Source organism: Nocardioides sp. SLBN-35 (assembly GCF_006715725.1).
In the GTDB taxonomy this organism is placed as follows: Bacteria; Actinomycetota; Actinomycetes; order Propionibacteriales; family Nocardioidaceae; genus Nocardioides.
The window spans coordinates 2,192,435-2,216,374 of record NZ_VFNU01000001.1 but is presented as its reverse complement, the minus strand read 5'-3'; the positions used below and the strand labels follow the sequence as shown (position 1 = coordinate 2,216,374).

Genomic DNA, 23,940 nt, shown 5'->3' with positions numbered 1-23,940 from the left:
GGATGCCGGTCGTGGCTGAGCGAACCGGTGCCGACGGCGCCGACCTCGTCGAGGTGGTCGCGGCCGCACTGCAGTCGCGGCTCGCCGACCTCACCGGCGCGCTCCGCGACCGGCTCGCGACGCGGATCGAGGAGCTCGACGGCGACGCCGTCATCATCGACCTGCTCTACGCGAGCATCGAGGGCAACATCGAGAACATCCTCAACGCACTGCGCCACGACATCGCCCTCGACAAGATCGAGCCGCCGTCGGCGGCCTACGAGTACGCCCGGCGGCTCGCCCAGCGCGGGGTCGCGGTGAGCGCGCTGGTCCGTGCCTACCGGCTCGGCCAGCAGAACCTGCTCGAGCTGGTCTTCGCCGAGTGCCAGCGAATGGACGCGCCCGCGCCGGCCCGGGCCGCGGCGTACGAGAAGGTCGTCGAGGTCACCTTCGACTACATCGACTGGATCTCCCAGCGGGTGATCACCGTCTACGAGGAGGAGCGCGAGCGTTGGCTGGCCGAGCGCAACAGCGCCCGGTCCGGCCGGGTCGACGAGCTGATCGCCGGCACCGTCACCGACGTCGACGCCGCCGAGAAGGTGCTCGGCCACCGGCTGCGCGTCAACCATCTCGGCGCCGTGCTGTGGGTGCACGAGACAGGCGCCCAGCAGGACCAGCTGACCCGCTTCACCCGGGCAGCGGCGGCGATCGCCGAACAGCTGGATGCACGCGGCGCTCCCCTGCTCGTGCCGCACGACCGGGCCACCGCCTGGGCCTGGTTCGCGGTCCCCGACGACCCTGACGGCGCCGTGCCCGACCTCGGCGCGCTGGCGTCCCGGCTCGCCGCGGTGGGCGAGCCGCCGGTGCCCCGCCTGGCGCTGGGCCGCCCGGCGCACGGGGTGGACGGCTTCCGGCGCACCCACCTCGAGGCGCTGCGGGCCCAACAGGTCGCGACCGTCGGGGACGACCCGCGCCGCTCGGTCACCAGCTTCGACGAGCCCGGGCTCAAGGTCGCCTCGCTGCTGACCCATGACCTCGACACCACGCGGACCTGGGTGCACGAGACACTCGGCGACCTCGCCCGCGACGACGAGCAGCACGAACGACTGCGGCACACGCTGCTGTTGTTCTTCCAGCACGACAGCAGCTACACCGCCACCGCCGAGGCGATGCTGATGCACAAGAACTCGGTGAAGTACCGGATCGCGTCCGCCGCGAAGGCACTCGGCCGCCCGATCGGGTCGGACCGGCAGGCGATCGAGCTCGCGCTGACCGCCTGCCACTGGCTGGGGCGCGCGGTCCTGGTCGAGGCCGGCCGAGCGTGACGACCGGGGCGCTTGTGCGCCGGGACCAAAGCCGGTCCCCCAAGTCCGGCCTCGCGGGACATGGGCGCCCGCGACGCGCTCGTCGTACGGTCGAACCATGACGGACGCCATCGTGATCGGCAGCGGGCCCAACGGCCTGACGGCCGCGCTGACCCTGGCCCGCGCCGGTGCACAGGTGAGCGTGCTGGAGGCGGCCGACGAGATCGGCGGCGGCACCCGCACCACGCAGCCGTTCGGCGAGGGGATCCTCGTCGACCACTGCGCCGCCTTCCACCCGATGGCCGTCGGCTCCCCCGCACTGGCCGGCCTGGAGCGCTACGGCCTGCAGTGGGCCTGGCCCGAGATCGACGCCGCCCACCCGCTCGACGACGCCGCCCCCGCGCTGCTGCACCGCTCGGTCGAGGAGACCGCGGCCGGCCTTGGCGCCGACGCGCGTCGCTGGAGGCTTCTGTTCGGCGGCCCGTCGCGCGCCTACGGCAAGCTCGCCGCCGACATCCTCGGACCGGTCGTCCACCTCCCCCGCCACCCGCTCCTGCTCGGCCGGTTCGGCGCCCCCACCGTCCTCCCGGCCGCGGTGCTGGCCCGGTTCTTCCGCACCGAGCAGGCCCGCGCCCTCTTCCTCGGTACGACGGCCCACGCGATGCGCCCGCTCACCGAGGTCGTCTCCTCCGCGATCGGCACCGGCATCCTCACCGCCGGCCACCACGACGGTTGGCCGGTCGTCGTCGGCGGCACCCAGGCGCTCACCGAGGCGCTGGCCAAGGCGCTGCTCGACCACGGCGGCCGGATCGAGACCGGGGCCCACGTGACCTCGCTCGACCAGCTGCCCGCCGCGGACGCCGTCCTGCTCAACCTCTCGCCGACCGCCGCCCTCGACCTGTACGGCGACCGGCTCCCCGCCGGCACCCGCCGCGCCTACCGCCGCTACCGCTACGGACCGGCCGCCTTCAAGGTCGACTTCGCCGTCGAGCAGGGCATCCCGTGGCGCGACGCCGACCTCACCCGCGCCGGCACCGTCCACCTCGGCGGCGGCCCCGCGGAGATCATCGCGAACGAGAAGGCGGTGAGCTCCGGCCGGATGCCCGAGCGCCCGTTCGTGCTCCTCGGCCAGCAGTACGTCGCCGACCCGTCCCGCTCCCGCGGCGACGTCCACCCGGTCTACAGCTACGCCCACGTCCCCGCCGGCTTCGACGGCGACGCCACCGAGGCGATCACCGCCCAGATCGAACGTTTCGCCCCCGGGTTCCGCGAGCGGATCGTCGGCGTCCACGTCACCTCGCCCGGGCAGTTCGCGGCCGGCAACACCAACTACGTCGGCGGCGACATCCTCACCGGCGCCAAGTCGCCGACCGCGCTGCTGCTCGGGCCGCGCCCCGGCCGCAACCCGTACCGGACCGGCGCCCGCGGGGTCTACCTGTGCTCGGCCGCCGCGCCGCCCGGCCCGGGGGCGCACGGCATGGCCGGCTTCCGCGCGGCCCAGCTGGCGATCAAGGACCTGGGGTTGGACTGAGATCGCTCAGGCACCGTCTGCCAGCATGGCCGGGTGACTGACCGTCAGGCGAGAGGGAGCATCCTGTGGTTCCGTCGGGACCTCCGGCTCGGTGACCACCCGGCCCTGCTGGCCGCCTCGGCGGGTGGCCCGGTGCTGCCGCTGTTCGTGCTCGACCCCGCGCTGTGGGGGCCGTCCGGTGACATCCGGCGCGCCTTCCTGCTGCGGACCCTGCGGGCTCTCGACGCGTCGCTGCGGCAGTTCGGCCCGGGCCTGGTCGTGCGCTCGGGCCGGCCGGAGTCGGTCGTTCCCGAGGTCGTGGCCGAGGCCGGCGCGGGTGCCGTGCACGTCTCGGCCGACTTCGGTCCGTACGGCGCCGCCCGGGACAACCGGGTCGCCGAGGCGCTCGGTGCGGTGCCGCTGGTGGCCACCGGGTCGCCGTACGCCGTCGCGCCGGGGCGGGTGCTCACCAAGGACGGTCGCCCCTACCAGGTGTTCACGCCGTTCCACCGCGCGTGGGTGGACCACGGCTGGCGGGCGCCCGCGGAGTCCGACCCGGCCTCGGTCGACTGGGTGGGCGCGCCGTCGGACGACCTGCCCGGCGAGCCGGACATCGCCGGCGTGGACCTCCCCGAGGCGGGCGAAGCGGCAGCGCTGGCGCGCTGGGAGGCGTGGCGCGGGACGCCGTACGACGACGTGCGCGACCGCCCCGACCTCGACGCGACCTCGCGGCTCTCCCCTGACCTGCGCTGGGGCACGATCCACCCGCGCACCGTGCTCGCCGACCTGGATGCGCGCAGTCCGCACGCCGCCACCTTCCGCAAGGAGCTGGCCTGGCGCGAGTTCTACGCGCACGTGCTGCACCACTGGCCGGCATCCGCGCGGGAGTACTTCCGGCCCGAGCTGCGCGACCTGCCGTACGTCACGGGCGCCGAGCTGCGGCGACGACTGGCGGCGTGGGCGGAGGGCCGGACCGGCTATCCGATCGTCGATGCCGGGATGCGGCAGCTGCTGGCGGAGGGCTGGATGCACAACCGGGTGCGGATGATCGTGGCGTCCTTCCTGGTCAAGGACCTGCACGTCGAGTGGCAGCACGGCGCCCGGCACTTCATGCGCCACCTCGTCGACGGCGACCTGGCGAGCAACCAGCACAACTGGCAGTGGGTCGCGGGCTGCGGCACCGACGCGGCGCCGTACTTCCGGATCTTCAACCCGACCACCCAGGGCAAGAAGTTCGACCCGGACGGTGCGTACGTTCGGCGCTGGATCCCCGAGCTCGCCGACCCGTCCGTCGGCGACTACCCCGAGCCGATCGTCGACCACGCGGAGCAGCGCGCGGCGACACTGGAGGCCTACCAACTGCTGCGACGACACGGAGGCTGACCCATCCACGACGCCGACCGCTCCGAAGACCCGGTGATGCCCGAGATGACGACCAGCTCCGCGACACCGGTGTTCACCGACTCCTGGGTCCCCGACTCCGCCCGCGCGATCACGCTCGTGCTGCACGGCGGCGCCCAGCACGGGACCGACCCCGTCGACGGGCGCAGCCTGTCGTGGCGTCGCGGTCGGGCGCTGGCCCGCCACGTCGCCGGGGTCGCGGCCGCCGACGGGATCGGCGTCGTCGTGCTGCGCTACCGGGTCCGTGGATGGAACGCCGGCCACGGACATCCGCCCGCGCCGGTCGCCGACGCGCGCTGGGCGCTCGACGAGATCGCCCGCACCCACGGCCTCCCCGTCGCGATCCTCGGCCACTCGATGGGCGCCCGCACCGGCGTCGCCGTCGCCGACCACCCGTCGGTGCGCGGCGTCGTCGCCCTCGCCCCCTGGCTCCCGGCCGACGACCCGGTCGCGCCGCTGACCGGCAAGGTCCTCCGCGCCGCCCACGGCCGCCTCGACCGGATCACCTCGCCCCGCGCCACCCGGGCCTACGTCGCCCGCGCGGCCGAGGTCGCCGACGCGGAGTTCACCGACATGGGTGCGGTCGGGCACTACCTGCTGCGCCGGATGCCGCTGTGGAACGCGTACGCCGCGGCGAGCGTGCGCGAGGTGCTGAGCTGAGCGTGCGGTTCAACTACCGAATTCGTCGCTGATCCGGCCCGACCACGACAAATTCGGTCGTTGAGCCGGAGACCTCAGGCCAGCGCCAGGAACAGCTTCTCCATCTTCTTCGCGTCCACCGAGTCCGGGCCGCCCTCGACCAGGCACTTCTGCAGACCGGTGGCGACCAGCGCGTACCCGCCGCGCCCCACGGCCTTGTTGACCGCGGCGAGCTGCATCAGTGCGTCCTCGCACTCGGCGCCCTCCTCCAGCATCCGGATCACCGACGCGAGGTGCCCGTTGGCCCTCTTGAGGCGGGTGATGATCGCCTTGATCTCCTCAGGCTCCAGCTTCATGCGGTCGCTCCCGTCTGGTCGGTCAGGGCCTCCATCATCCCGGTGAGCCGGGCGCGGCCGTCGGCGGCCACCTCGGCGAGCTCCGGATCGGGCGCCAGCGTGGCGAGCAGCGCGGGATCCATCACGTCGACGCGAGTCCGTCCCTCCCCCGCGTCGGCGACCACGACGTTGCACGGCATCAGGGCCGCGACCCGCGGCTCGACCTGCAGCGCGCGGTGCGCGAGCTGGGGGCGACAGGCGCCGAGGATCAGCTGTGCCGGGACGTCCACGTCGAGCTTCGCCTTGAGGGTGGCACGGATGTCGATCTCGGTCAGTACGCCGAAGCCGGCGTCGCCGAGCAGCTCTCGCACCCGCGCCACCGTGTCGTCGTACGACGCCGCGAGGGTCGTGCTGAGCGTGAAGTCGGTGGTGTCCATCGGAGGTCCTCTCCTCGATTCCGTATCCCCCCGGGGGGATCTGCTACTGTCGTCATCGTAACCCCCTGGGGGGATAAACCGAAAGGAGGCGCCACCGTGGCGCAGACGACACCGGCCGCACCGGAGGCGGCCTCGCACACCTGGCGGCCAGGACCGCTCGGCCGCCTCGGCGTCTGGGTGACCGAGCACCGCCGCACCGTCGGCATCGCCTGGGTGGCGCTCGTCATCGGGCTCGGCGTCTTCGCGCCGTCGGTCGAGAAGAACCTGTCGGGCGCGGGCTGGCAGGCGAACGGCTCGGAGTCCGTGGCCGTGCGCGACCTCGCCGAGGAGCACTTCGGCGGCAACGCCAGCCACGCCATCCAGGTCGTCGTACACAGCACCGACGGCCCGCTCGGCGAGGGCGAGGGCGCGCGGGTGCTCGCCGAGGTGACGCAGGTGCTCGAGGACGAGCCGCGGATCGCCGAGGTGATCGCGCCGATGCCCGGAGCCAGCCTCTCGCCCGACGGTCGTACAGCGGTCGTCCTGGGCGGTGCCGGCGCCGACACCAACGAGATGGTGCGGGTCGCGACCGACCTCAAGGAGGAGCTGCAGCACCTGTCGACCGACACGGTGCAGGTCAACCCCACCGGCTCCTCGCTGCTCTGGTCGGACTTCAACGAGGCCAACCTCGAGGCGATGCTGACCTCGGAGATGGTGTCCTGGCCGGTGACCCTGGCGATCCTGGTGCTGGCGTTCGGAGCCCTCGTCGCCGCCGGGCTCCCCCTGCTGCTGACCCTCGCCGGGCTGGTGGCCTCGGCCGGCTCGCTGGTGCTGATCAACGAGCTGGTGCCCGTGTCCATCTGGGCGATGAACTTCGCGATGATGTTCGCCCTCGCCCTGGGCATCGACTACGCGCTCTTCGTGGTGGTCCGCTACCGCGCGGCCCGGATGGGCCAGCACAGCACGCCCCGGCAGGCTGTCGCGGAGACCATGGACACGGCCGGGAAGGCGGTCCTGCTCTCGGGCGCGACCGTCCTCGTGTCCCTGTCCGCCGTGCTGCTCGTGCCGTCGCCGTCGTTCCGCTCGATGGCCGGCGGGATCATGATCTCGGTCGTCTTCGTGCTGGCCGCGACGCTGACCCTGCTGCCCCTCGTGCTGTTCAAGCTCGACGACCGGATCAACCGGTTCGCCCTACCGTGGGTCAGGGTCGGCGAGCACCGCTCCCCCGTCTTCGCCCGCTGGGGCGCCCACCTGTGGCGCCGCCCGGTGGCCTGGGGCGTCGGCGCGAGCGTCGTGCTGCTGGTCCTCGCCGCGCCGATCGTCGGCCTGAAGACCGGGATGCCGTCGATCAAGGTGCTGCCCGAGGAAGCCAGCGCGCGGGTCGGGTACGCCCAGGTCAAGGACGCCTTCGGCCCCGGTGCGCCGGGGATGCTGCAGGTCGTCGTCGACGAGGCCGACGCCGGTACGGCGGCCGCCGTGCTCACCGACGACGCCGGCATCCAGGCCGTTCTCCCGCCGATGCCCGCCACCGACGGCAGCGAACTCACGATGATCCAGGCGATGCCGACGGTCGACCCGTCCGACCCCGCCCTGCCGGCGACGATCGACCGGCTGCGCGCCGACCTGCCGCCGTCCGCCCTCGTCGGCGGCGCCGCGGTCGAGAACATCGACCTGACCGACCAGCTCCAGCGCTCCACGCCACTGGTGATCGGCGTCGTGCTGCTGCTCGGCTTCCTGCTCCTGCTGGTCGCCCTGCAAGCACCGCTGATCTCGCTGCTCGGCACGCTCGCCAGCCTGCTCTCGACGGCCGCAGCCTTCGGGGTCGCGCGGCTGCTGTTCCAGGACGGCCACGGCTCGGGCCTGCTCGGCTTCGAGCACCAGGGCTTCCTCGACGCGTGGGCGCCGGTGTTCTTCTTCGCGATGATCTTCGCGATCGCCATGGACTACACCGTGTTCCTGCTGGCCTCGGCCAAGGAGCACTGGGAGAAGTCCGGCGACCCGCGCGAGGCGATGGTCGGCGCGGTCGCCCACTCGGGCCGGGTGATCTTCGCCGCCGGCGGTGTGATGGTCGCGGTGTTCTTCACCTTCGCGCTGTCCGGACCGCTGCCACCCAAGGAGATGGGCGTGATCCTCGGCGTCGCCGTCCTGCTCGACGCCTTCCTGGTCCGCCTGGTCCTGCTGCCCGTGATGCTGCGGCTCTCCGGCCGTGCCGCCTGGGCCACGCCGGCCTGGCTGCGCCGGATCCTGCCCACCATCACCTTCGCCCACGACTGATCGACCCCAACCGAACCGACCCGAGAGGAACCACCATGACCGACTCACCCCACGCCAAGCCGATCCTCGACGAGCTCTCCCCGCTGCACCGCCAGCTGCGCCGCGCGATCCCCGAGGTCTACCAGGGCTTCGGCGCCCTTTCGAAGGCCGCCTTCGCCGACGGCGCGCTCGAGGCGCGCACCAAGGAGCTGATCGCGATGGCGATCGGCGTCGTCGAGGGCTGCGACGGCTGCATCGCCTCCCACGCGCAGGCCGCCGCCCGCGCCGGCGCCACGAAGCAGGAGGCCGCCGAGGCCATCGGCGTCACCTTCCTGATGCACGGCGGGCCCGCGACCATCCACGGCGCCCGGGCGTACGACGCGTTCTGCTCGTTCGCCGACGCCCTCGAGCCCGCTGCAGCGCAGGCCTGAGCCGTGTGCCGTCCCGTGCGCTGCAAGACCTGCGGCAAGACGACCTGGGCCGGCTGCGGCCAGCACGTCGCGTCGGTGAAGGCCCGGGTGCCCGCTGACCAGTGGTGCGGCGGCCACGAGCGCCCCGAGAGGCCGAAGCGGTGGTGGCGATGAACGTCGACCGGCTCGTCCTCGCGCTGGCGGGCACCCTGGTGCTCGCCAGCGCGGGCCTCGCCGCGCTGCTCTCGCCGTGGTGGCTGCTGCTCACCGGCTTCGTCGGAGCCAACCTCCTGCAGTCGAGCGTCACCGGGTTCTGCCCGGCGGCGGTCCTCCTGCGTCGCTTCGGCGTACCGACCGGCTGCGCGTTCTCCGGACCGCCTCAGGAGGGCCAGCCGGTGTAGCCCTCCGCGAGGTACGTCGACCCGGCGGACGAGGTGACCAGCGAGGTCAGCTCGCCCACCTGCCGGCGTACGTCGAAGTCGCTCGCCTCGGGCAGGCGGTGCAGCATCGTGGTCATCCAGTACGAGAAGTGCTGCGCCTTCCAGACCCGCTGCAGCGCCCGCTCGGCGTACCGGTCGAGCGCCACCTCGTCCCCACGGAGGTGGAGCTCGAGCTCCTCGGCGAGCACCCGGACGTCGGCCAGCGCCAGGTTGAGGCCCTTGGCGCCGGTCGGCGGGACGGTGTGCGCGGCGTCGCCGGCGAGGACGAGGTTGCCGTGGCGCATCGGCTCCTGGACGAAGCTGCGGAACGGCAGCACCACCTTCGAGGTGATCGGGCCCTCCTTGAGGACGTAGCCGTTGGCGCCGACCCGGGCCTGGAGCTCCTCCCAGATCCGGTCGTCGGACCAGGCGGCGACGTCCTCGGCCGGGTCGCACTGGAAGTACATCCGCTGCAGCGTCTCGGTGCGCTGGCTGATCAGCGCGAAGCCGCGCTCGGAGTGGCTGTAGATGAGCTCGTCACTGCTGGGGGGCGCCTCGCACAGGATGCCGAACCAGGCGAAGGGGTACTCGCGGAAGAACTGGCGGCGCAGCGACTCGGGGAACTCGTGGCGGCAGATGCTGCGCGAGCCGTCGGAGCCGACCAGGATCCGGGCCGCGACCTCGTGGCGTACGCCGTCCGCGTCGGTGAACCTCATCAGCGGCCGGTCGCCGGTGATGTCGGCGACCGACACCTCGCTCACCCCGAACCGGACGTCCCCGCCCTCGCGCGCGCGGGCGTCGGCGAGGTCGATGAAGACGTCGGTCTGCGGGTACAGCTGGACCGAGGCGCCGACCAGCGACTCGAAGTCGATCCGGTGCCCGCCGCCGCCGAACGCGAGATCGATGCCGGCGTGGCGGTAGCCGTCGCGCAGCACCCGCTCGGAGACGCCGGACTCGACCAGCAGCCGGACGCTGTCCTGCTCCAGGATCCCGGCCCGGTGGGTGTTCTCGATCTCCTCGCGGCTGCGGATGTCGATCGCGACCGAAGAGATGCCGGCGCGCTGCAGCAGGTGGGCGAGCATCAGGCCGGCGGGGCCGGCGCCGACGATGGCGACGTCGGTGGTGGTCGTCGTGATGCTCATCGGTCCAGCTCCTCGAGGACACCCTTCGCGACGGCGAAGGCGTGGTTGGCGGCGGGGACGCCGCAGTAGATGCCGGCCTGAAGGATCACCTCGGCGATCTCGTCGTCGCCGAGGCCGTTGGTGCGCGCGGCGCGCACGTGCATCGCGAACTCCTCCCAGTGCCCGAGCGCGATCATCGCGGTGAGGACGGCGACCGAGCGCGACCGGCGGTCGAGACCGGGCCGGGTCCACACGCTCCCCCACGCGTAGCGGGTGATCAGCTCCTGGAAGTCCTGCGTGAACGGGGTCTTCGCGGCCTCGGCGCGGTCGACGTGCGCGTCGCCGAGCACCTCGCGCCGGACGGTCATGCCTGCGTCGAACGGGTCGTCGTACGTCATCGGGTGGCCTCCAGGAACTCACGGATCAGGTCGGCGGTCGCGACCGGGTCCTCGGCGGTGGGCTGGTGCGCGACGCCGGGGATCACCACCGCGACCTGGTCGGGCGTGACGACGACGTCGTGCTCGCCACCGGCGGAGAGCAGCGGCACGGGCGCGAACGAGACCCGGTCACGGACGTCGAAGGCCGCCAGCGCCTCGCAGGCCAGCGCGTACGACTCGTCGTCGACCGACTGCAGGGCCAGCAGCAGCGCGCTGCCGGTCGCGGGGTCTCGTTCGAGGAAGCCGGGTGCGAACCAACGGGCCGCGGAGCCCTCCACCATGGCGGCGGTGCCGGCCTTGCGGACGTACGCCGCCCGGTCGTGCCACCCCTCCGGCGTACCGATCCTCGGCGCCGCGGCCAGCGTGACGACCGCGTCGAACGGCCCCGGCTCGACGGCGATCGCGAAGCCGACGGCGCCGCCGAAGGACACGCCCGCGTAGGAGACGGGACGGCCGGCCGCGATCCCGGCCGCCCGGTCGCGTACGGCGGCCGCCAGCTCCTCCACGGTGAACACCGTCGTCGCGGGGGCTCCTGCCCCGTGACCGGGCAGGTCCCAGCCGACGACCTGCCAGGTCGCGGGCAGCAGCGCGGCGCAGCGGGACCAGAGGTCGGCGACGCCGGTGCCGAGGGACGGGCCGACGACGAGGACGCGCTCGGCGTCCGTGCGTGGCTGGTCCCCGGACAGCTGCGTGAAGGTCAGGTCAGGCACGGGTCTCCTCCCAGCGGGTGATCGCGAGGTCGACGAGGCGCCCGGCCTCGCCGGTCCCGCCCCGGGTGTCGAGGCTGCCGGTCGCGGTGGCCGCGTCGACCCGGGCGGCCATCGCGGAGGTGTCGACGTGCAGGCCGGCGACGAGCTCGGCGGCCTGGCTCGCCGCGGTGACGGCGAGCTCCAGGAGCCGCGTAAGGACGGGCCATTCGGCGTGCCAGGCACCGTCGGGCCGCTCGTCGACGGCGCCGGCCGCGGACAGGTGGAGCTGGGCGGCGAGGCCCGGCGCCTGCTGCGCGGCCGCGTGCACGAGGACGGACAGGACCGGGTTCTGCTTGTGCGGCATCGTCGAGGAGCCACCGCGCCCGGCGACGGCGCCCTCGCGCACCTCGGCGACCTCGGGGCGGCCGAGCAGCAGCACGTCGGCCGCGACGACACCGAGGGCGTCGGTGGCGGTGGTGAGCGCGTCACCGATCGCCGTGACCGTCGCGCGCCGGGTGTGCCACGGCAGCGCGGCCGCGTCGAGACCGAGGGCGGCGGCGAGCGCGGGCAGCGCCTCGGGCTCGGCCAGCAGTGCGCGGGTGCCCGCCGCGCCGCCGTACTGGACCGGGAAGGCGAGCCCGTCGAGCCGCCTGACGGCGTCGTCGACGCCGGCCAGCCACTGGGCCGCGCGCAGGCCGAAGGTGGTCGGCACCGCCCACTGGGTGAGGGTCCTGGCGACGGCGGCGTCGTCACGGTGGGCGCGCGCCAGCACGGCGACGGCGTCGCCGGTGGTCACCAGGTCGGCCCGGACCCGGGCGACCGCGTCGCGGGCGAGCAGGACCAGCGCGGTGTCGACCACGTCCTGGCTGGTGAGGCCCCGGTGCACGGCGCCGGATGCGTCGCCGGCGGCGGTGCGGAGCAGCTCCACCAGCGGTACGACGGGATTGCCGGCCGCCTCCGCCGCGACCGCCAGCGCAGGCAGGTCGACGTCGAGCCCGGCCGCCGCCTCGGCGACCGCTGCCGCATCGGCGTCGGTCGCGATCCCGGCGGCGACCAGGGCCCGCGCCCAGGCCACCTCCACGCGCAGCATGGCCGCGAGGACCGCCGTGTCGTCGGCGGTCCCGGCGGCCCGGTGCGCGCCGGGACGAAGGATGCTCATGACCGGTGCCGCGGGTAGCTGAGGAAGACCGTCTCGCGGTCGCCCTGCAGGTGGACGTCGAACCGGAGGCTGTCGTCGGCCTCGGGCTCGACCCGCAGTGTCTGCGCCTCGTCCGCGGGGAGTCCGGCGAGGAAGTCGTCGGACTCACCGGGCAGGTAGGCACGGGTGAAGAGCCGGTCGAGCAGGCCGCGCGCGAACACGACGACCGAGAAGAAGGCCGCTCCCCCCGCGACACCGCCCGGGAGGACGGTCGTGAAGGCGTAGCGCCCGGACGCGTCGGTGGCCGCCCGCCCCCAGCCGGTGAACCGGCCGTCGCGGTGCAGCGAGCCCTCGACCCGCGGCGCCGCGCCGGCCGGGTCGGCCTGCCGGATCTCGAGGAGCGCGTCGGGGACGGGAGCGCCGCTGCCGTCGTAGACGGTGCCGTGCAGGCGGACCGCGCCGGCCGAGCCCGCGGGGACCAGGAATGCGCCGCCGTCGTACGGCAGGGCGTCGTGGAAGAACGGCCCGATCGTCTGCCCGGGGGTGGGCGCGAGGGTCTCACTCATGGTCGTCACGCTCCAAGGGCGTCGCGTGGGTGCCGGTCAGCACGATGTCCCAGCGGTAGCCGGTCGCCCACTCGTGGGTGGTCAGGTCGTGGTCGTAGGTCGCGACGAGGCGCTCGCGCACGGCCTGGTCGGTGATCGACTGGTAGATCGGGTCGAGCGCGAACAGCGGGTCGCCCGGGAAGTACATCTGGGTGATCAGCCGCTGCGTGAACTCGGTGCCGAACAGCGAGAAGTGGATGTGCGCGGGGCGCCAGGCGTTGAGGTGGTTGCGCCAGGGGTACGGGCCCGGCTTGATGGTGGTGAAGCGGTACGTCCCGTCGCCGTCGGTCAGGCAGCGCCCGACGCCGGTGAAGTTGGGGTCGATCGGCGCGGGGTGCTGGTCGCGCTTGTGGATGTAGCGCCCGCCCGCGTTGGCCTGCCAGATCTCGACCAGCTGGTGACGGACCGGGCGCCCGTCGCCGTCGAGGACGCGGCCGGTGAGCAGCATCCGCTCCCCGATCGGCTCGCCGCCGTGCTGGATGGTCAGGTCAGCCTCGACCGGGTCGATGTCGGAGTGCCCGAACACCGGTGCCACCAGCTCGATCCCCTCGGGGTCGGCGTGGCGCAGGTCCTTGGTGGGGTGGCGCAGCGCGGAGCTGCGGTACGGCGGGAAGTCGATCCGCGGCTGCGCGGCGCCCGGTGGGGTCGCGGCGTGCGCCTCGGCGATCTCGGCGGTGATCCGCGCTTGCGAGTCCATGCCCCCACGCTAGGGGCCACGGGTCGTGCGGCGCGATAGCCTTCTTCCACTCAGCGAAAGGGTGGGCGATGGCCGGCAACACCTCCGTCCCAGGCGCGACCGTGGTCTCGCGCAGCCTCGCGCTGCTCTTCGCCTTCGACGAGTCGCACCGTCGGCTGACCCTGTCCGAGCTGGCCCGCCGCGCCGACCTGCCGCTGCCCACGGCCCACCGACTGGTCGGTGAGCTGGTCGCCGGCGGCGCGCTGGTGCGCCGCGCCAACGGCGAGTACGTCGTCGCCAGGCGGCTGTGGCAGGTCGGGCTGCTCGCACCGGTCGAGACCGGCCTGCGCGAGGTCGCCCGCCCGTTCATGAACGACCTGCACGCCACCACCCGCGCCACCGTGCACCTCGCCGTGCGCGAGGGAACCGAGGTGCTCTACCTCGAGCGCCTCTCCGGGCGTGCGTCCGTCCCGGTCGTCAGCACCGTCGGCTCCCGGCTCCCCCTGCACGCGACCGGCGTCGGCAAGGTGCTCCTCGCCCACGCGCCCGACGACGTGGTGGCCGATGCGCTCGCGCGGCCGGCCCGGGTCACGCCGTACACGATCACCCAGCCGGCCCGCATGCGCGAGCAGCTCGAGCAGGTCCGTCGCGACGGCTACGCGACCACCGTCGAGGAGATGACCCTCGGCGCCTGCTCGGTCGCCGTACCGATCACCGCGGTTTCGAGGCTCGCCGGCGCTCGCACCTCAACCACCGAGTTCCCTGTCGTCGCCGCGCTCGGCGTCGTCGTACCGTCGCTCAAGCGCGACCGGGCCCGCCTCGTCGCGGCGCTCCAGGTCGCCGCGCAGGGCATCGGGCGGACGGTGGGCTGACCGGGAGGTCGAGGAGGTTGCGACAAACCTCGGAGGTCGAGGAGGTTGCGACAACCTCGGAGGTCGAGGAGGTTGCGCAGCAACCGTCACGAGACCACCGCAACCAACCCCGCTAACCCGAGTCCCGGCATCACGTCCGGTGGTCTCGCGACGCTCGCTGCGCGAGCTCCTCGACCTCCGGCGTCACAGCGCGAGCTCCTCGACCTCCGGCGTCACAGCGCGAGCTCCTCGACCTCCGGCGTCACAGCGCGAGCTCCTCGACCTCCGGGACATGCGGATCCACGCTCCTGTCCACAGGTCCTGCGAACACGGGTTGTCGAGCTCGGCATCACGACCGAGAGTCCCGGCATGCCCTGGACCTACATCCTCGAGTGCGCCGACGGGTCGTTCTACGTCGGCAGCACCTACGACCTCGAACGCCGCGTGGCCGAGCACGATCTCGGACTCGGCGCGGCCTACACCCGGCCGCGGCGCCGTCGTCCCGTCCGACTCGCCTGGGCGGGCGAGTTCACCCGGATCGAGGAGGCCTTCCTGTTCGAGAAGCAGGTTCAGCGCTGGGGCCGAGCCAAGCGGATCGCACTGATCGAAGGTCGCCTCGGCGATCTGGCCGAGCTCGGCAGCCGCGGCTACGCAGGCACGGCCGCGCGTCAACAGGCCCAGATCGAGGGCCGCGCCGGACTGTGGAACCCGGACAGCTCGGAGGTCGAGGAGGTTGCGCAGCAACCGTCACGAGACCCGTGAACCAACCGCGCCAGCCGGGTACCGGCATCGCCGCAGGTGGTCTCGTGACGCTCGCTGCGCGAGCTCCTCGACCTCCGGCGTCGCTGCGCGACCTCCTCGACCTCCGGCGTCGCTGCGCGAGCTCCTCGACCTCCGGCGTCGCTGCGCGAGCTCCTCGACCTCCGGCGTCGCTGCGCGAGCTCCTCGACCTCCGATCACACCCTCCGGTGGATCGACTTGAACGTGAGGTACGCCGAGAGTCCCTCCACGCCGTACTCGACCCCGAGGCCGGAGTCGTGCCGGCCGCCGAAGGGCGCGGCGTGGTTGGAGGCGAAGAAGTTGAGCCCGACCGAGCCGGTGTCCATCCGCTCGGCGACCTCCAGTGCCCGCTGCGGCGAGGATGAGAAGACCAGGCCGCCCAGGCCGAACGACGTGTCGTTGGCCAGCGCGATCGCCTCGTCCAGGGTCTCGTAGCGCAGCACGGAGACGACCGGGCCGAACACCTCCTCGCGGGCGACCGTCATCGACGGGGTGACGTCGGCGAGGACCGTGGGCTGCACGAAGAAGCCCGGCCCGTCCACGGCCGCGCCGCCGGTGGTGACCCGCGCGCCCTCGGCCGCAGCCCCCTCCAGGAAGCCGAGCACCACGTCACGCTGCGCTCGGGTCGCGAGCGGGCCGAAGACGGTGTCCGGCTCGAACGGGTCGCCCTGCTTGCCGGCGGCGATGGTCGCGGTGACCATCTCGACCACCTCGTCGTAGCGCGACGCCGGGGCGAGGATCCGGGTGGAGATGTAGCAGGTCTGGCCGGTGTTGCGCATCGACGAGCGCACCAGCACCTTGGCCATCGCGTCGAGGTCGGCGTCCTCGAGCACGATCGCGGACGACTTGCCGCCGAGCTCGAGAGTCACCGGCTTGAGCAGCTCGCCGCACGCGGCGCCGATCCGGCGGCCGACGGGCGTGGAGCCGGTGAAGGCGACCTTCGCGGTGTCAGGGTGGCGGACCAGCGCCTCGCCGACCGCTCCCCCGCCGGTGACCAGGTTGACCACGCCCGCCGGTACGCCGGCCGCCTCCGCGGCCTCCACCACGAACCGGATCGACAACGGCGTCGACTCGGCCGGCTTCATCACGACGGTGCAGCCCGCGAGCAGCGCGGGTGCCAGCTTGATCACCATCAGGTTGATCGGGAAGTTCCAGGGCGCGATCAGCACGCACGGCCCGACCGGCTCGCGTCGTACGACGGTCTCCGCACCGCCCGCCGGGAACGGCCGGACGTCCTCGGCTTCCAGCCACGCGGCGAGGGAGGCGACGTGGCGCAGGATCCCGGCGGCGTTGGCCGCGGCGCCGGAGGTCTCGGCGATCGGCGAGCCGTTCTCGCGGGTGTTGGTCCACGACAGCGGCTCGGCCCGCTTCTCCACCTCCTCGGCCATCCGGAGCAGGACCTCGGCACGCTCGCTCGGCGAGAGCCGCGGCCACGGCCCGGACCGGAAGGCCGCGACGGCAGAGGCCATCGCCGCCTCGACGTCCTCCGCAGAGGCGTCAGGCACCGAGCCCCACTCCTCGCCGGTAGCGGGGTCCACCACCGGCAGGCGCGCCGTGGCGAGTGCCGGGCGCCACGCGCCGTCGAGGTACAGGTCGTCGACGTGGGTCCACGGCAGGTCGAGCGAGGGTCGGGTCACGGAGCCACCGCACCCGTCTCCGCGTCGCGCAGCACGTCGGTCTTGAGCAGCCGGTTGGAGCGGGTCAGGTCGGCGGTGGCCATCGCGATGGCGGCCTCGGTGAGCAGCTCGGGGACGATCTCGCGCGCCAGCCGGTCGCAGTACGTCGCAGGGTCCAGCCCGAACCAGCCCGACGCGAGCGCGATCCCGGCGTGGTCGAAGCGCCACAGCCGGTCGGCGTCGCGGACCAGTGCGTCCTCCAGGGAGTAGGCCTCCTTGCGGGTGTCGTGCCCGTCGACGATCGCGCAGACCGCGGCCACGAACTCCTCGGAGTAGCCCAGCGGCGGCAGCACCTCGCGCGCGATGATGCAGCCCTGGCGCTCGTGCTCGAAGCGGATCTCGGCCTTGCGCCAGTCCCCGGAGAAGCCCTCGGAGATGATCCGGCTCTCGTCGACGCGGCCCCAGCCGGTGTCGTGCAGCAGGATCGCGACCCGCACCAGCTCCGCGTCGGCCTCGGGGTAGGCCCGGCACAGCCGCTCGGCGTACGCCAGCGAGATCGGCAGGTGGATGTCGTTGCTGCGCGCCCGCGTCTCCGGGACGACGCCGCGCCACACCGGGTCGAGGTCGAGCCCGGCCGCGGGCGTCAGCGAGATCGGCGAGGTGTCGACCGGGCCGGACGGCGGGACGGGGGTCGGCGGTAGGGGCTGGGTCATGACGGGTTCCTCGAGATCGACTTGAGCTGGACCGCCGGATCGGCGGCCTCGCCGGGCGGGATCGCCGCCCCACTGGCGATGGCGGCCTTGACGGCCATGAAGTCCAGGGGTGCGTTGACGCAGTCGGCGGCGATGATCGCGTCGCCGCGGTAGTAGAGGACGGAGTACTTCCCCTTCGCCTCGTCACGCCGTACGACGGTCAGGTCGTGCCCGGCGGACAGGCCGGCGATCTGCAGCTTGAGGTCGGCCTGGTTGGACCAGAACCACGGGACGCCGGCGTACTCCTCGGGCCGCCCGGCGATCGCGTACGCCGCCACCTTCGCCTGCTCCACCGCGTTGTTGACGCTCTCGAACCGGATCCGGTCCCCCTCGGGCGCACCCGGCACAGGGTTGGGCAGGTTGGCGACGTCCCCGACGGCGACGGTGACACCGTCGGAGGCGAGGGCGTGCGCGTCGACCCGGATCCCGTTGTCGCACTCGAGACCGATCGACTCGGCCAGCTCGGTGTTGGGGATGACGCCGACCCCGATCAGTACCAGGTCGGCCGGGACCACCCGCCCGTCGCCGAGCTCGACGCCGGCGACCCGGTCACCGGAACCGACGATGCGGCGTACCTCCGCGTCGAGGACCACGTCGATGCCGTGCCGGCGGTGGTGGTCGAGCAGGTACGACGACGTCTCGGCACCGACGGCGCGGCCGACCAGGCGCGGCCCGGCCTCGAGCAGGGTCACGGTGCGGCCCATCTTGTTGAGGCTGGCCGCGGCCTCGATGCCGATGAAGCCGCCACCGATGACGACGACGTCCTTGACCATCGGCACCCGCGCCTTGAGCTCGAGCGCGTCGTCGGCGTTGCGCAGGTAGAGCACGCCGGGCAGGTCGACGCCCTCGAGCAGCAGTCGTCGGGCGCGGGCGCCGACGGTGAGCGCGAGCCGGTCGAACGGGATCTCGGCGCCGGACATGGAGTGCGCGACGCCGGAGCCGTCGACCCGCTTGTCGATCCGGATGATCCGCTCGTTGCGGACCACGCGGATCCGGTGCTCGTCCCAGTACTCCTGGGTGCGGTAGATCAGCGACTCCTTGGTGATCGCACCCTGCACGAACTCCTTCGACAGCGCGGGACGCTGGTAGGGACGGTGGTTCTCGTCGCCGAGGAGGGTGATCGGCGGCTCGTAGCCGAGCGCCCGCAGGGACACCGCGAGCTGCACCCCCGCCTGGGAGGAGCCGATGATCAGCAGGCCGGGCGCGCCCCCGGGATCAGTGGACATGGCTCAGACCTGCGTCTCCGGCGTGGTGACGTGCAGGTCCATGCCGTCGGTGACCTTGATCTGGCAGCACAGCCGCGAGGTGTCCTGCCGGTCGACGGCGGCACCCCACAGCATCTCGTCCTCCATCTCCTCCATCGGCGGCAGCGCAGCGAAGTCGGCCTCGTCGACGAAGACGTGGCAGGTCGCGCAGGACAGCGATCCGCCGCACTCGGCGACGATCCCGGCGACGCCGTTGCGCACGGCCGTCTCCATCACGGAGTCGCCGACATTGGCCTCGACGGCGCGGGTCTCGCCGGCGGCGTCGGTGTAGGTGATCGTGGGCACTGTTGCTCCCCTTCGAAGAGACTCAGATGAACTGGCGGCCGCCGTCGACGACGACGGTCTGGCCGGTGACGAAGCCGGCGTCGGGGCCGGCGAGGAAGAGGGCGACACCGACGATGTCGTCGGGCTGGCTGGCACGACGCAGGGCACCCCGGTCGACGCCGTACGACGCCGCGTCGTCCATCAGCCCCAGGCTGGCGTCGGTGAGGGTGAAGCCCGGCGCGATCGCGTTGACGTTGATCGAGCGCCGGCCCAGCTCCTTGGCCATCACCCGGGTGAGGGCGATGACGCCGCCCTTGGAGGCGACGTAGTGGAGCCAGTTCTCCGACCCGCTGTAGACGGTGGCCGACGACAGGTTGACCACCCGCGCGCCCTCCCGCAGGTACGGGCTGCACGCCCGCACCATCAGCCAGGGCCCCTTGAGGTTGACCCCCATCACCAGGTCCCACTCGGCGGGGTCGATGTCCTCGAGCGGCGCACGGGTGACGGTGCCGTAGATCGCGGCGTTGTTGACGAGTACGTCGATCCGCCCGTCCCCGAACTCAGCGACGGCTGCCGCGAGCTCGGCGGTCGAGGTCGCCGAGGTGACGTCGACCTCGCCGTGCCAGGCCTCGGCGCCCGCGTCGACGAGCAGCTTCGCGGTCTCCGCCGCGCCGGCCTCGTCGATGTCGGCGACCGCCACCCGGTAGCCGCGGTCGGCGAACCCCAGCGCGAACGCCCGGCCCAGCCCGCCGGCCGCCCCGGTGATCAGGACGGTCCGGCCGGCTCCCTCGCCGGTCCTGGAGTCGGGCACGGCGTCAGTCCAGGATCTCGACGCGACCGGTGCCGCCGTCGACCCGGATCCGCTGGCCGGTCCGGATCGTCGTGGACGCGCTGCCGGTGCCGGTGACGGCCGGCAGGCCGTACTCGCGACACACGATCGCGGCGTGGCTCATCATGCCGCCGATGTCGGTGACGGTGGCCTTGATCCTGCCGAAGATCGGGCCCCACGACGGCGCGGTGATGGTGGCGACCAGGATCTCGTCCTGCTGCACCTCGCCGAGCTGGTCGGCGCTGTGGATGACGCGGGCGATGCCCTCGACCACGCCGGGAGACGCGGCCATGCCGGTGATGACACCGTCGTCGCCGCCCTCGTCGCCGGCCAGCCACTGCTGCACCTGCTCAGTGGTGATGCCGTAGAGCATCATCGTGAACGGCTCGGTGATCTCGGCCGGCGGCGTGTTCAGCGCCGGCTGCGGTCGCTGGGTGGCGAGCGCCTCGAAGATCTTGCGCCGACGCTCGATCTCGGCCGGCCAGTAGTGCGGTCCGGTCGCCTCGGAGCCGACCGCCCAGCCGGTGACCAGGTCGAAGATCGCGTCGCGGACCTCGCCACGGTTGAGGTAGAGCATGTCGGACTCGTCGGCCCAGAACCCGGCGGCCGCGAAGACCCGGCCGAGCTCGCGGACCTTGCGCCAGAAGACGCCCATGGTCCAGTGCTCGATGTAGAAGTTGTGGTTCTCGACGTACGGGTACGCCGTCGCGGCGAGCCCGCGCTTGGCGTCGAAGGTCGCGAGCGCCTCGCCGTCGAGCAGGTCGCGGTACTCCGCGACGATCCGGTCCTTCTCCGCGGTCAGCTCCTCGACCGGCCGCATGATCTGCTGGCCCTCGTCGAGGCGGCGCACGTAGTCCTTGATGTAGCCGAGCGGGATCTCCTGGTGCTCGAGCCAGTACTTGTCGTGACCGTAGAAGCCGTTGCCGACGGTGAAGTTGAACCACGGGTCCTGCGCGGTCTCGTACGCCGCCAACCAGGCCGCGCCCCCGTCGTACTCCCCGATCCGGGCCAGCGTGCCGGCCACGTCGTCGGTGTCGGCGAACGCGCCCTGCAGTCCGCTCTCGACCGCGAGGGTGGCGAGCTTCTTCAGCTCGTCGTCGGGGCGGAAGAGCTCCATGTCGACGCCCTGGACCATCTTGGCGATCGCCTGGTCCGGGATGCCCGGGAAGGCCTCCTTGCAGAAGCCGAAGAAGTCGAGGTACGCGAGGTAGCCGAGGTTGAGGAACTCGAAGTGGTACTGCCAGTTCTGGTAGCACAGCTGGATCAGTCGGTCGTAGTTCTCCATCAGCACCTCGGAGCCGTCCTTCGCGACACCGGCCACGATGTCGTCGAAGGGCACCATGTCCGGCAGCGGCTCGAAGCGCAGCGCCTCCATCTCGTCGATGGTGCCGCGGACCTTGACCCGCCAGCCGTCGAGGAGCTCGTTCCAGTTCTGGAAGTAGTGGCCGGCGCGGCGCTCGAACTCCGGCACCCGGGCGGGGATCTGCTCCTCGGGGACCGGGACCGGCGACATGTAGAGGTAGCCGAGGTGGATCTTGAACTCGATGCCGTTCGCCGGCGGGATCAGCAGGTGCCGGGTGTTGTACTGCCCGAGGCACTTGACCGCGAACTCACCGCCGATGGTCTCGAACGGCTTGAACACCGTCGGCCAGTGCTGGCTGTCGCAGAACCAGAACTTCTCGTCCTCGGCGCCGCTGAGGTTCTGGAAGACCAGGTTGTAGGGGTAGAGCTTCTCCCAGCCCTCGGCGCCGTCGGGGACGGGCAGCTGGGACGGCTTGGGGAAGGACTTCATCGCGGGGGCGGCGTTCGTGCCCGGGGTGGGGTCGGTGACGGTCATCGGTTGTTCCTTGGGGTGAGAGAGCTGGTGAGTCCGGACATGAAGCCGGTCATCCCGCCCGAGGCAGGGGTGGTGTTCGTGGGGGCCGCGGCAGTGGTCGCCGCGACCGAGTGGACGGTCTCGGGGCGTGCCTGGAGCAGCAGGAGGTTCTCCCCCGCCGGCAGGTCGCTGTCGAAGGCCCACTCGATGTCCTGCGGGCATCCGTAGTGCTTCTCGGCGCGCTTCGCGAGCTGCGCGACGGCGACGAACTCGTCGTGCTCGAGGCAGAGTCGCTCGCGGCGGTCCGGCTCGACCTCGCGCTCGACGAGCTCTCCGGTGGCGGCATCGGGCACGAGCTCGGCGTGCTTGTCCCCGCAGTGCTCGGCGACGACGCTGAGCATCACCTTGTCGAGGAGCAGGTTGTCGGGGGTGACCTGGCCGGAGACGACCATCTCGCCGACGCCGTACGACGCGTCGATGGCGATCTTCGAGCGGTCACCGGTCGTCGGGTTGAGGGTGATCGCGACGCCGGCGACCCGCGCGTTGACCATCTTCTGCACGGCGACCGCCATCGACAGCCCCTCGTCGGGGATGTCGTTCCTGAGCCGGTAGAGGATCGCCCGGCTGGTGTAGATCGATGCCCAGCAGCGACGGATGTGGTCGCGCACGTCGTCCCAGCCGCGCAGCCACAGGTAGGTGTCCTGCTGACCGGCGAAGCTCGCGTCGGGCAGGTCCTCGGCGGTGGCCGACGAGCGGACCGCGACCGGCACGTCCACGCCGATCCGCGTGACCAGGTCGTCGTACGCGCCGTGGATCGCCGCCCGGACCTCCTCGGGGACGGGGCAGTCCAGCAACAGCTCGCGGATCTGCGCCGACACCTCGTCGACCCGGACGACGTCGTCGGGGTCGAGCCCCGCGAGCAGCTCGTGGATCCGGTCGGCGATGCCGGACTCGTGGACGAAGGCGTCGTACGCCGCCGTGGTGACCGCGAAGCCCGGCGGGACCGGCATCCCGGCGGCGGTCATGGTGACCAGGGAGGCGCACTTTCCGCCGAGCAGGTCGTGCTCGGCCGGCTCACCGGCGTCGAAGAACTGGACGAGACGCTCGCTCATCGAGAGCCCCCCTCATCGAGCACGGGCCAGGTGACGGGCACCGCGACCGGTGCGCGGAAGGACAGGTTGTCGCCGAAGCGGATGGCGTCGGCGTCGACGAGGCGCAGGTCCGGTGCGAGCCGGACGATCTCCTCGAGGCAGACCTTGGCCTGCAGCTTGGCCAGCATGTTGCCGAGGCAGTAGTGGATGCCGAACCCGAAGGCGAGGTGCTCGCGGGCGTTGGCTCGGGTGACGTCGAAGCGGTCGGCGTCCTCGAACCGGGTCTCGTCGCGGTTGGCCGAGCCCATCAGCAGGAGCAGCTCGCCGCCCTTAGGGATCGCGACGCCGCCGACCGTGGTGTCCTTGAGCGCCTTGCGCCGCCAGCCGACGATCGACGGGCTGACCCGCAGGACCTCGTCGACGGCCCCGGCGATCAGGCTCGGGTCGTCGACGATCCGCTGCCACTGGTCGGGGTGTGCCAGCAGGACCCGCACTGCGTTGGAGATCAGCGTGGTCGTGGTCTCGTGGCCCGCGAAGAGCAGGCTGTAGCAGATGGACGCGATCTCGTGGTCGGTGATCGGGTCGCCCTCGGCCTGGGCCCGGACCAGGTCGCCGACCAGCGAGTCCCGCTCCTCGGCGTGGGCCTCGGCGACCAGGCGCTGGCATTCGGTCCAGTAGTCGACCAGGTTGTGCGCGTGCGGCACCTGCTCCTCGTCGGACAGGTCGCCCCAGGTCATCGCGGCCCGCGAGTCGGACCACTTCTTGAACAGGTCGACCTGGCCGGTGTCGGCGCCGATCAGGGTGAGGATGGTGACCGTCGGGACGTCGTACGCGAGGTCGCGGACGATGTCGCCCATCCGGTCGGGGTGCTCGCGCATCGCCGTGAGCAATGCGACGACGTGGGCGCGAATGGCCGGTTCCAGGGCCTTGTAGCGCCGCGGCGTGAACGCCTTCGCGGTCACCTTGCGGATCCGGGTGTGCTCCGGGGGAACCCGCGCCGACAGGCCGGAGTACGCCGTGAAGCCGCCCTCCTCCATGATCCGGCGGGCCTCGGGGCCACGCTCGCGGACCGGCGCCTGGGCGTTCTCGCTGCTGAAGGTCTCCCAGTCCTCGAAGACAGCCTTGACGTCCTCGTAGCGGCTGACGACCCAGTAGCCGACGCGCTCGTCGTACATCACCGGCTCCTCGGCCCGCAGCGCGGCGTACGACGGGAACGGGTCGTCCATCGCGAACGGCTCGTAGCCGTGGTGGGCCACCGGGCAACCGGTGCCGGGGTCGTGCGTGGTGGTCATCTCGCACCCTTCTGGGACTGCTGGTCCGGGCTGCCGAGTGGCGCCGGTCACA

Annotated in this window: 26 protein-coding genes; 10 read left to right on the top strand and 16 right to left on the bottom strand. The window is 72.6% G+C overall.

Features of this window, described 5'->3' with window-relative positions:
* Positions 1-11 precede the first annotated feature (11 nt).
* From FBY23_RS10735 to FBY23_RS10720, 4 genes are all read left to right on the top strand, one after another.
* The gene (locus tag FBY23_RS10735; protein ID WP_141798138.1) at positions 12-1,304 is read left to right on the top strand and encodes a CdaR family transcriptional regulator; all 1,293 of its coding nucleotides are present in this window, start codon (positions 12-14) and stop codon (positions 1,302-1,304) included.
* Between the two features lie 97 nt (positions 1,305-1,401).
* Positions 1,402-2,814, top strand: a complete 1,413-nt coding sequence (locus tag FBY23_RS10730; protein WP_141798137.1) for an NAD(P)/FAD-dependent oxidoreductase — start codon at positions 1,402-1,404, stop codon at positions 2,812-2,814.
* A 33-nt stretch (positions 2,815-2,847) separates the two neighbouring features.
* Positions 2,848-4,176 (top strand): deoxyribodipyrimidine photo-lyase, encoded by a 1,329-nt coding sequence (locus FBY23_RS10725; protein WP_222117791.1) that lies wholly within the window; start codon positions 2,848-2,850, stop codon positions 4,174-4,176.
* Positions 4,177-4,221: 45 nt separating this feature from the next.
* Entirely contained in the window at positions 4,222-4,854 is a 633-nt protein-coding gene (locus tag FBY23_RS10720; RefSeq protein ID WP_141798136.1) for an alpha/beta hydrolase, read from the top strand.
* 74 nt (positions 4,855-4,928) lie between these two features.
* On the opposite strand, the gene FBY23_RS10715 is transcribed toward FBY23_RS10720, so the two are convergent.
* Together FBY23_RS10715 and FBY23_RS10710 are read right to left on the bottom strand one after the other, a co-directional pair.
* A complete protein-coding gene (locus FBY23_RS10715; RefSeq protein ID WP_036541962.1) occupies positions 4,929-5,189 on the bottom strand; it encodes a metal-sensitive transcriptional regulator in 261 nt (86 codons plus the stop codon).
* Positions 5,186-5,605 carry a DUF302 domain-containing protein gene (locus FBY23_RS10710; protein ID WP_141798135.1) on the bottom strand — a complete coding sequence of 140 codons (420 nt, stop codon included), beginning with the start codon at positions 5,603-5,605 and terminating at the stop codon, positions 5,186-5,188. Before FBY23_RS10710 ends, FBY23_RS10715 begins: the two co-directional genes overlap by 4 nt.
* A 96-nt stretch (positions 5,606-5,701) precedes the next feature.
* On the opposite strand from FBY23_RS10710, the gene FBY23_RS10705 reads away from it, so the two are divergent.
* The 4 genes from FBY23_RS10705 to FBY23_RS10695 are packed head-to-tail and all read left to right on the top strand — an operon-like array spanning position 5,702 to position 8,648.
* Complete coding sequence (locus FBY23_RS10705; protein ID WP_141798134.1) at positions 5,702-7,858, top strand: MMPL family transporter; 2,157 nt, start codon at positions 5,702-5,704, stop codon at positions 7,856-7,858.
* A gap of 35 nt (positions 7,859-7,893) precedes the next feature.
* Positions 7,894-8,268 (top strand): carboxymuconolactone decarboxylase family protein, encoded by a 375-nt coding sequence (locus FBY23_RS10700; protein WP_141798133.1) that lies wholly within the window; start codon positions 7,894-7,896, stop codon positions 8,266-8,268.
* A gap of 3 nt (positions 8,269-8,271) precedes the next feature.
* A complete protein-coding gene (locus FBY23_RS26190; RefSeq protein ID WP_174245200.1) occupies positions 8,272-8,421 on the top strand; it encodes a hypothetical protein in 150 nt (49 codons plus the stop codon).
* Positions 8,418-8,648 carry a DUF2892 domain-containing protein gene (locus tag FBY23_RS10695; protein WP_141798132.1) on the top strand — a complete coding sequence of 77 codons (231 nt, stop codon included), beginning with the start codon at positions 8,418-8,420 and terminating at the stop codon, positions 8,646-8,648. Before FBY23_RS26190 ends, FBY23_RS10695 begins: the two co-directional genes overlap by 4 nt.
* Here FBY23_RS10695 and FBY23_RS10690 read toward each other — a convergent pair.
* Genes FBY23_RS10690 through pcaH form a run of 6 tightly spaced genes read right to left on the bottom strand, consistent with a single transcriptional unit; the run spans position 8,627 to position 13,353 of the window.
* A complete protein-coding gene (locus FBY23_RS10690; protein ID WP_141798131.1) occupies positions 8,627-9,808 on the bottom strand; it encodes a 4-hydroxybenzoate 3-monooxygenase in 1,182 nt (393 codons plus the stop codon). The two genes, FBY23_RS10695 and FBY23_RS10690, sit on opposite strands and share 22 nt — an antisense overlap.
* Positions 9,805-10,185 carry a 4-carboxymuconolactone decarboxylase gene (pcaC, locus tag FBY23_RS10685; RefSeq protein WP_141798130.1) on the bottom strand — a complete coding sequence of 127 codons (381 nt, stop codon included), beginning with the start codon at positions 10,183-10,185 and terminating at the stop codon, positions 9,805-9,807. Before pcaC ends, FBY23_RS10690 begins: the two co-directional genes overlap by 4 nt.
* On the bottom strand, positions 10,182-10,934 hold the full coding sequence (locus FBY23_RS10680; RefSeq protein WP_141798129.1) for an alpha/beta fold hydrolase: 753 nt from the start codon (positions 10,932-10,934) through the stop codon (positions 10,182-10,184). The genes pcaC and FBY23_RS10680 overlap by 4 nt, the downstream gene beginning before the upstream one ends.
* Positions 10,927-12,072, bottom strand: a complete 1,146-nt coding sequence (locus tag FBY23_RS10675; protein ID WP_141798128.1) for a lyase family protein — start codon at positions 12,070-12,072, stop codon at positions 10,927-10,929. Before FBY23_RS10675 ends, FBY23_RS10680 begins: the two co-directional genes overlap by 8 nt.
* Positions 12,069-12,617: a protocatechuate 3,4-dioxygenase subunit alpha gene (gene pcaG / locus FBY23_RS10670; protein WP_141798127.1), complete on the bottom strand. Its 549-nt coding sequence runs from the start codon at positions 12,615-12,617 to the stop codon at positions 12,069-12,071. The genes FBY23_RS10675 and pcaG overlap by 4 nt, the downstream gene beginning before the upstream one ends.
* The gene (gene pcaH / locus FBY23_RS10665) at positions 12,610-13,353 is read right to left on the bottom strand and encodes a protocatechuate 3,4-dioxygenase subunit beta (RefSeq protein ID WP_141798126.1); all 744 of its coding nucleotides are present in this window, start codon (positions 13,351-13,353) and stop codon (positions 12,610-12,612) included. Before pcaH ends, pcaG begins: the two co-directional genes overlap by 8 nt.
* 68 nt (positions 13,354-13,421) lie before the next feature.
* On the opposite strand from pcaH, the gene FBY23_RS10660 reads away from it, so the two are divergent.
* Entirely contained in the window at positions 13,422-14,204 is a 783-nt protein-coding gene (locus FBY23_RS10660; RefSeq protein ID WP_141798125.1) for an IclR family transcriptional regulator, read from the top strand.
* Positions 14,205-14,552: 348 nt separating this feature from the next.
* On the top strand, positions 14,553-14,945 hold the full coding sequence (locus FBY23_RS10655) for a GIY-YIG nuclease family protein (protein WP_141798124.1): 393 nt from the start codon (positions 14,553-14,555) through the stop codon (positions 14,943-14,945).
* Between the two features lie 194 nt (positions 14,946-15,139).
* On the opposite strand, the gene FBY23_RS10650 is transcribed toward FBY23_RS10655, so the two are convergent.
* The 8 genes from FBY23_RS10650 to FBY23_RS10615 are packed head-to-tail and all read right to left on the bottom strand — an operon-like array spanning position 15,140 to position 23,888.
* A complete protein-coding gene (locus tag FBY23_RS10650) occupies positions 15,140-16,600 on the bottom strand; it encodes an aldehyde dehydrogenase family protein (protein ID WP_141798123.1) in 1,461 nt (486 codons plus the stop codon).
* A complete protein-coding gene (locus FBY23_RS10645; RefSeq protein WP_141798122.1) occupies positions 16,597-17,292 on the bottom strand; it encodes an HD domain-containing protein in 696 nt (231 codons plus the stop codon). The genes FBY23_RS10650 and FBY23_RS10645 overlap by 4 nt, the downstream gene beginning before the upstream one ends.
* Positions 17,289-18,557, bottom strand: a complete 1,269-nt coding sequence (locus FBY23_RS10640) for an NAD(P)/FAD-dependent oxidoreductase (RefSeq protein ID WP_141798121.1) — start codon at positions 18,555-18,557, stop codon at positions 17,289-17,291. The genes FBY23_RS10645 and FBY23_RS10640 overlap by 4 nt, the downstream gene beginning before the upstream one ends.
* A gap of 3 nt (positions 18,558-18,560) precedes the next feature.
* Positions 18,561-18,881, bottom strand: a complete 321-nt coding sequence (locus FBY23_RS10635; protein WP_141798120.1) for a 2Fe-2S iron-sulfur cluster-binding protein — start codon at positions 18,879-18,881, stop codon at positions 18,561-18,563.
* A 22-nt stretch (positions 18,882-18,903) separates the two neighbouring features.
* Positions 18,904-19,671, bottom strand: coding sequence for an SDR family NAD(P)-dependent oxidoreductase (locus FBY23_RS10630; protein WP_141798119.1), 768 nt, complete (start codon positions 19,669-19,671; stop codon positions 18,904-18,906).
* 4 nt (positions 19,672-19,675) lie between these two features.
* The gene (locus FBY23_RS10625; RefSeq protein WP_141798118.1) at positions 19,676-21,526 is read right to left on the bottom strand and encodes a PEP-utilizing enzyme; all 1,851 of its coding nucleotides are present in this window, start codon (positions 21,524-21,526) and stop codon (positions 19,676-19,678) included.
* Positions 21,523-22,617 (bottom strand): PEP/pyruvate-binding domain-containing protein, encoded by a 1,095-nt coding sequence (locus FBY23_RS10620; protein ID WP_141798117.1) that lies wholly within the window; start codon positions 22,615-22,617, stop codon positions 21,523-21,525. Before FBY23_RS10620 ends, FBY23_RS10625 begins: the two co-directional genes overlap by 4 nt.
* Complete coding sequence (locus tag FBY23_RS10615) at positions 22,614-23,888, bottom strand: cytochrome P450 (RefSeq protein ID WP_141798116.1); 1,275 nt, start codon at positions 23,886-23,888, stop codon at positions 22,614-22,616. The genes FBY23_RS10620 and FBY23_RS10615 overlap by 4 nt, the downstream gene beginning before the upstream one ends.
* Between the last annotated feature and the right edge of the window lie 52 nt (positions 23,889-23,940).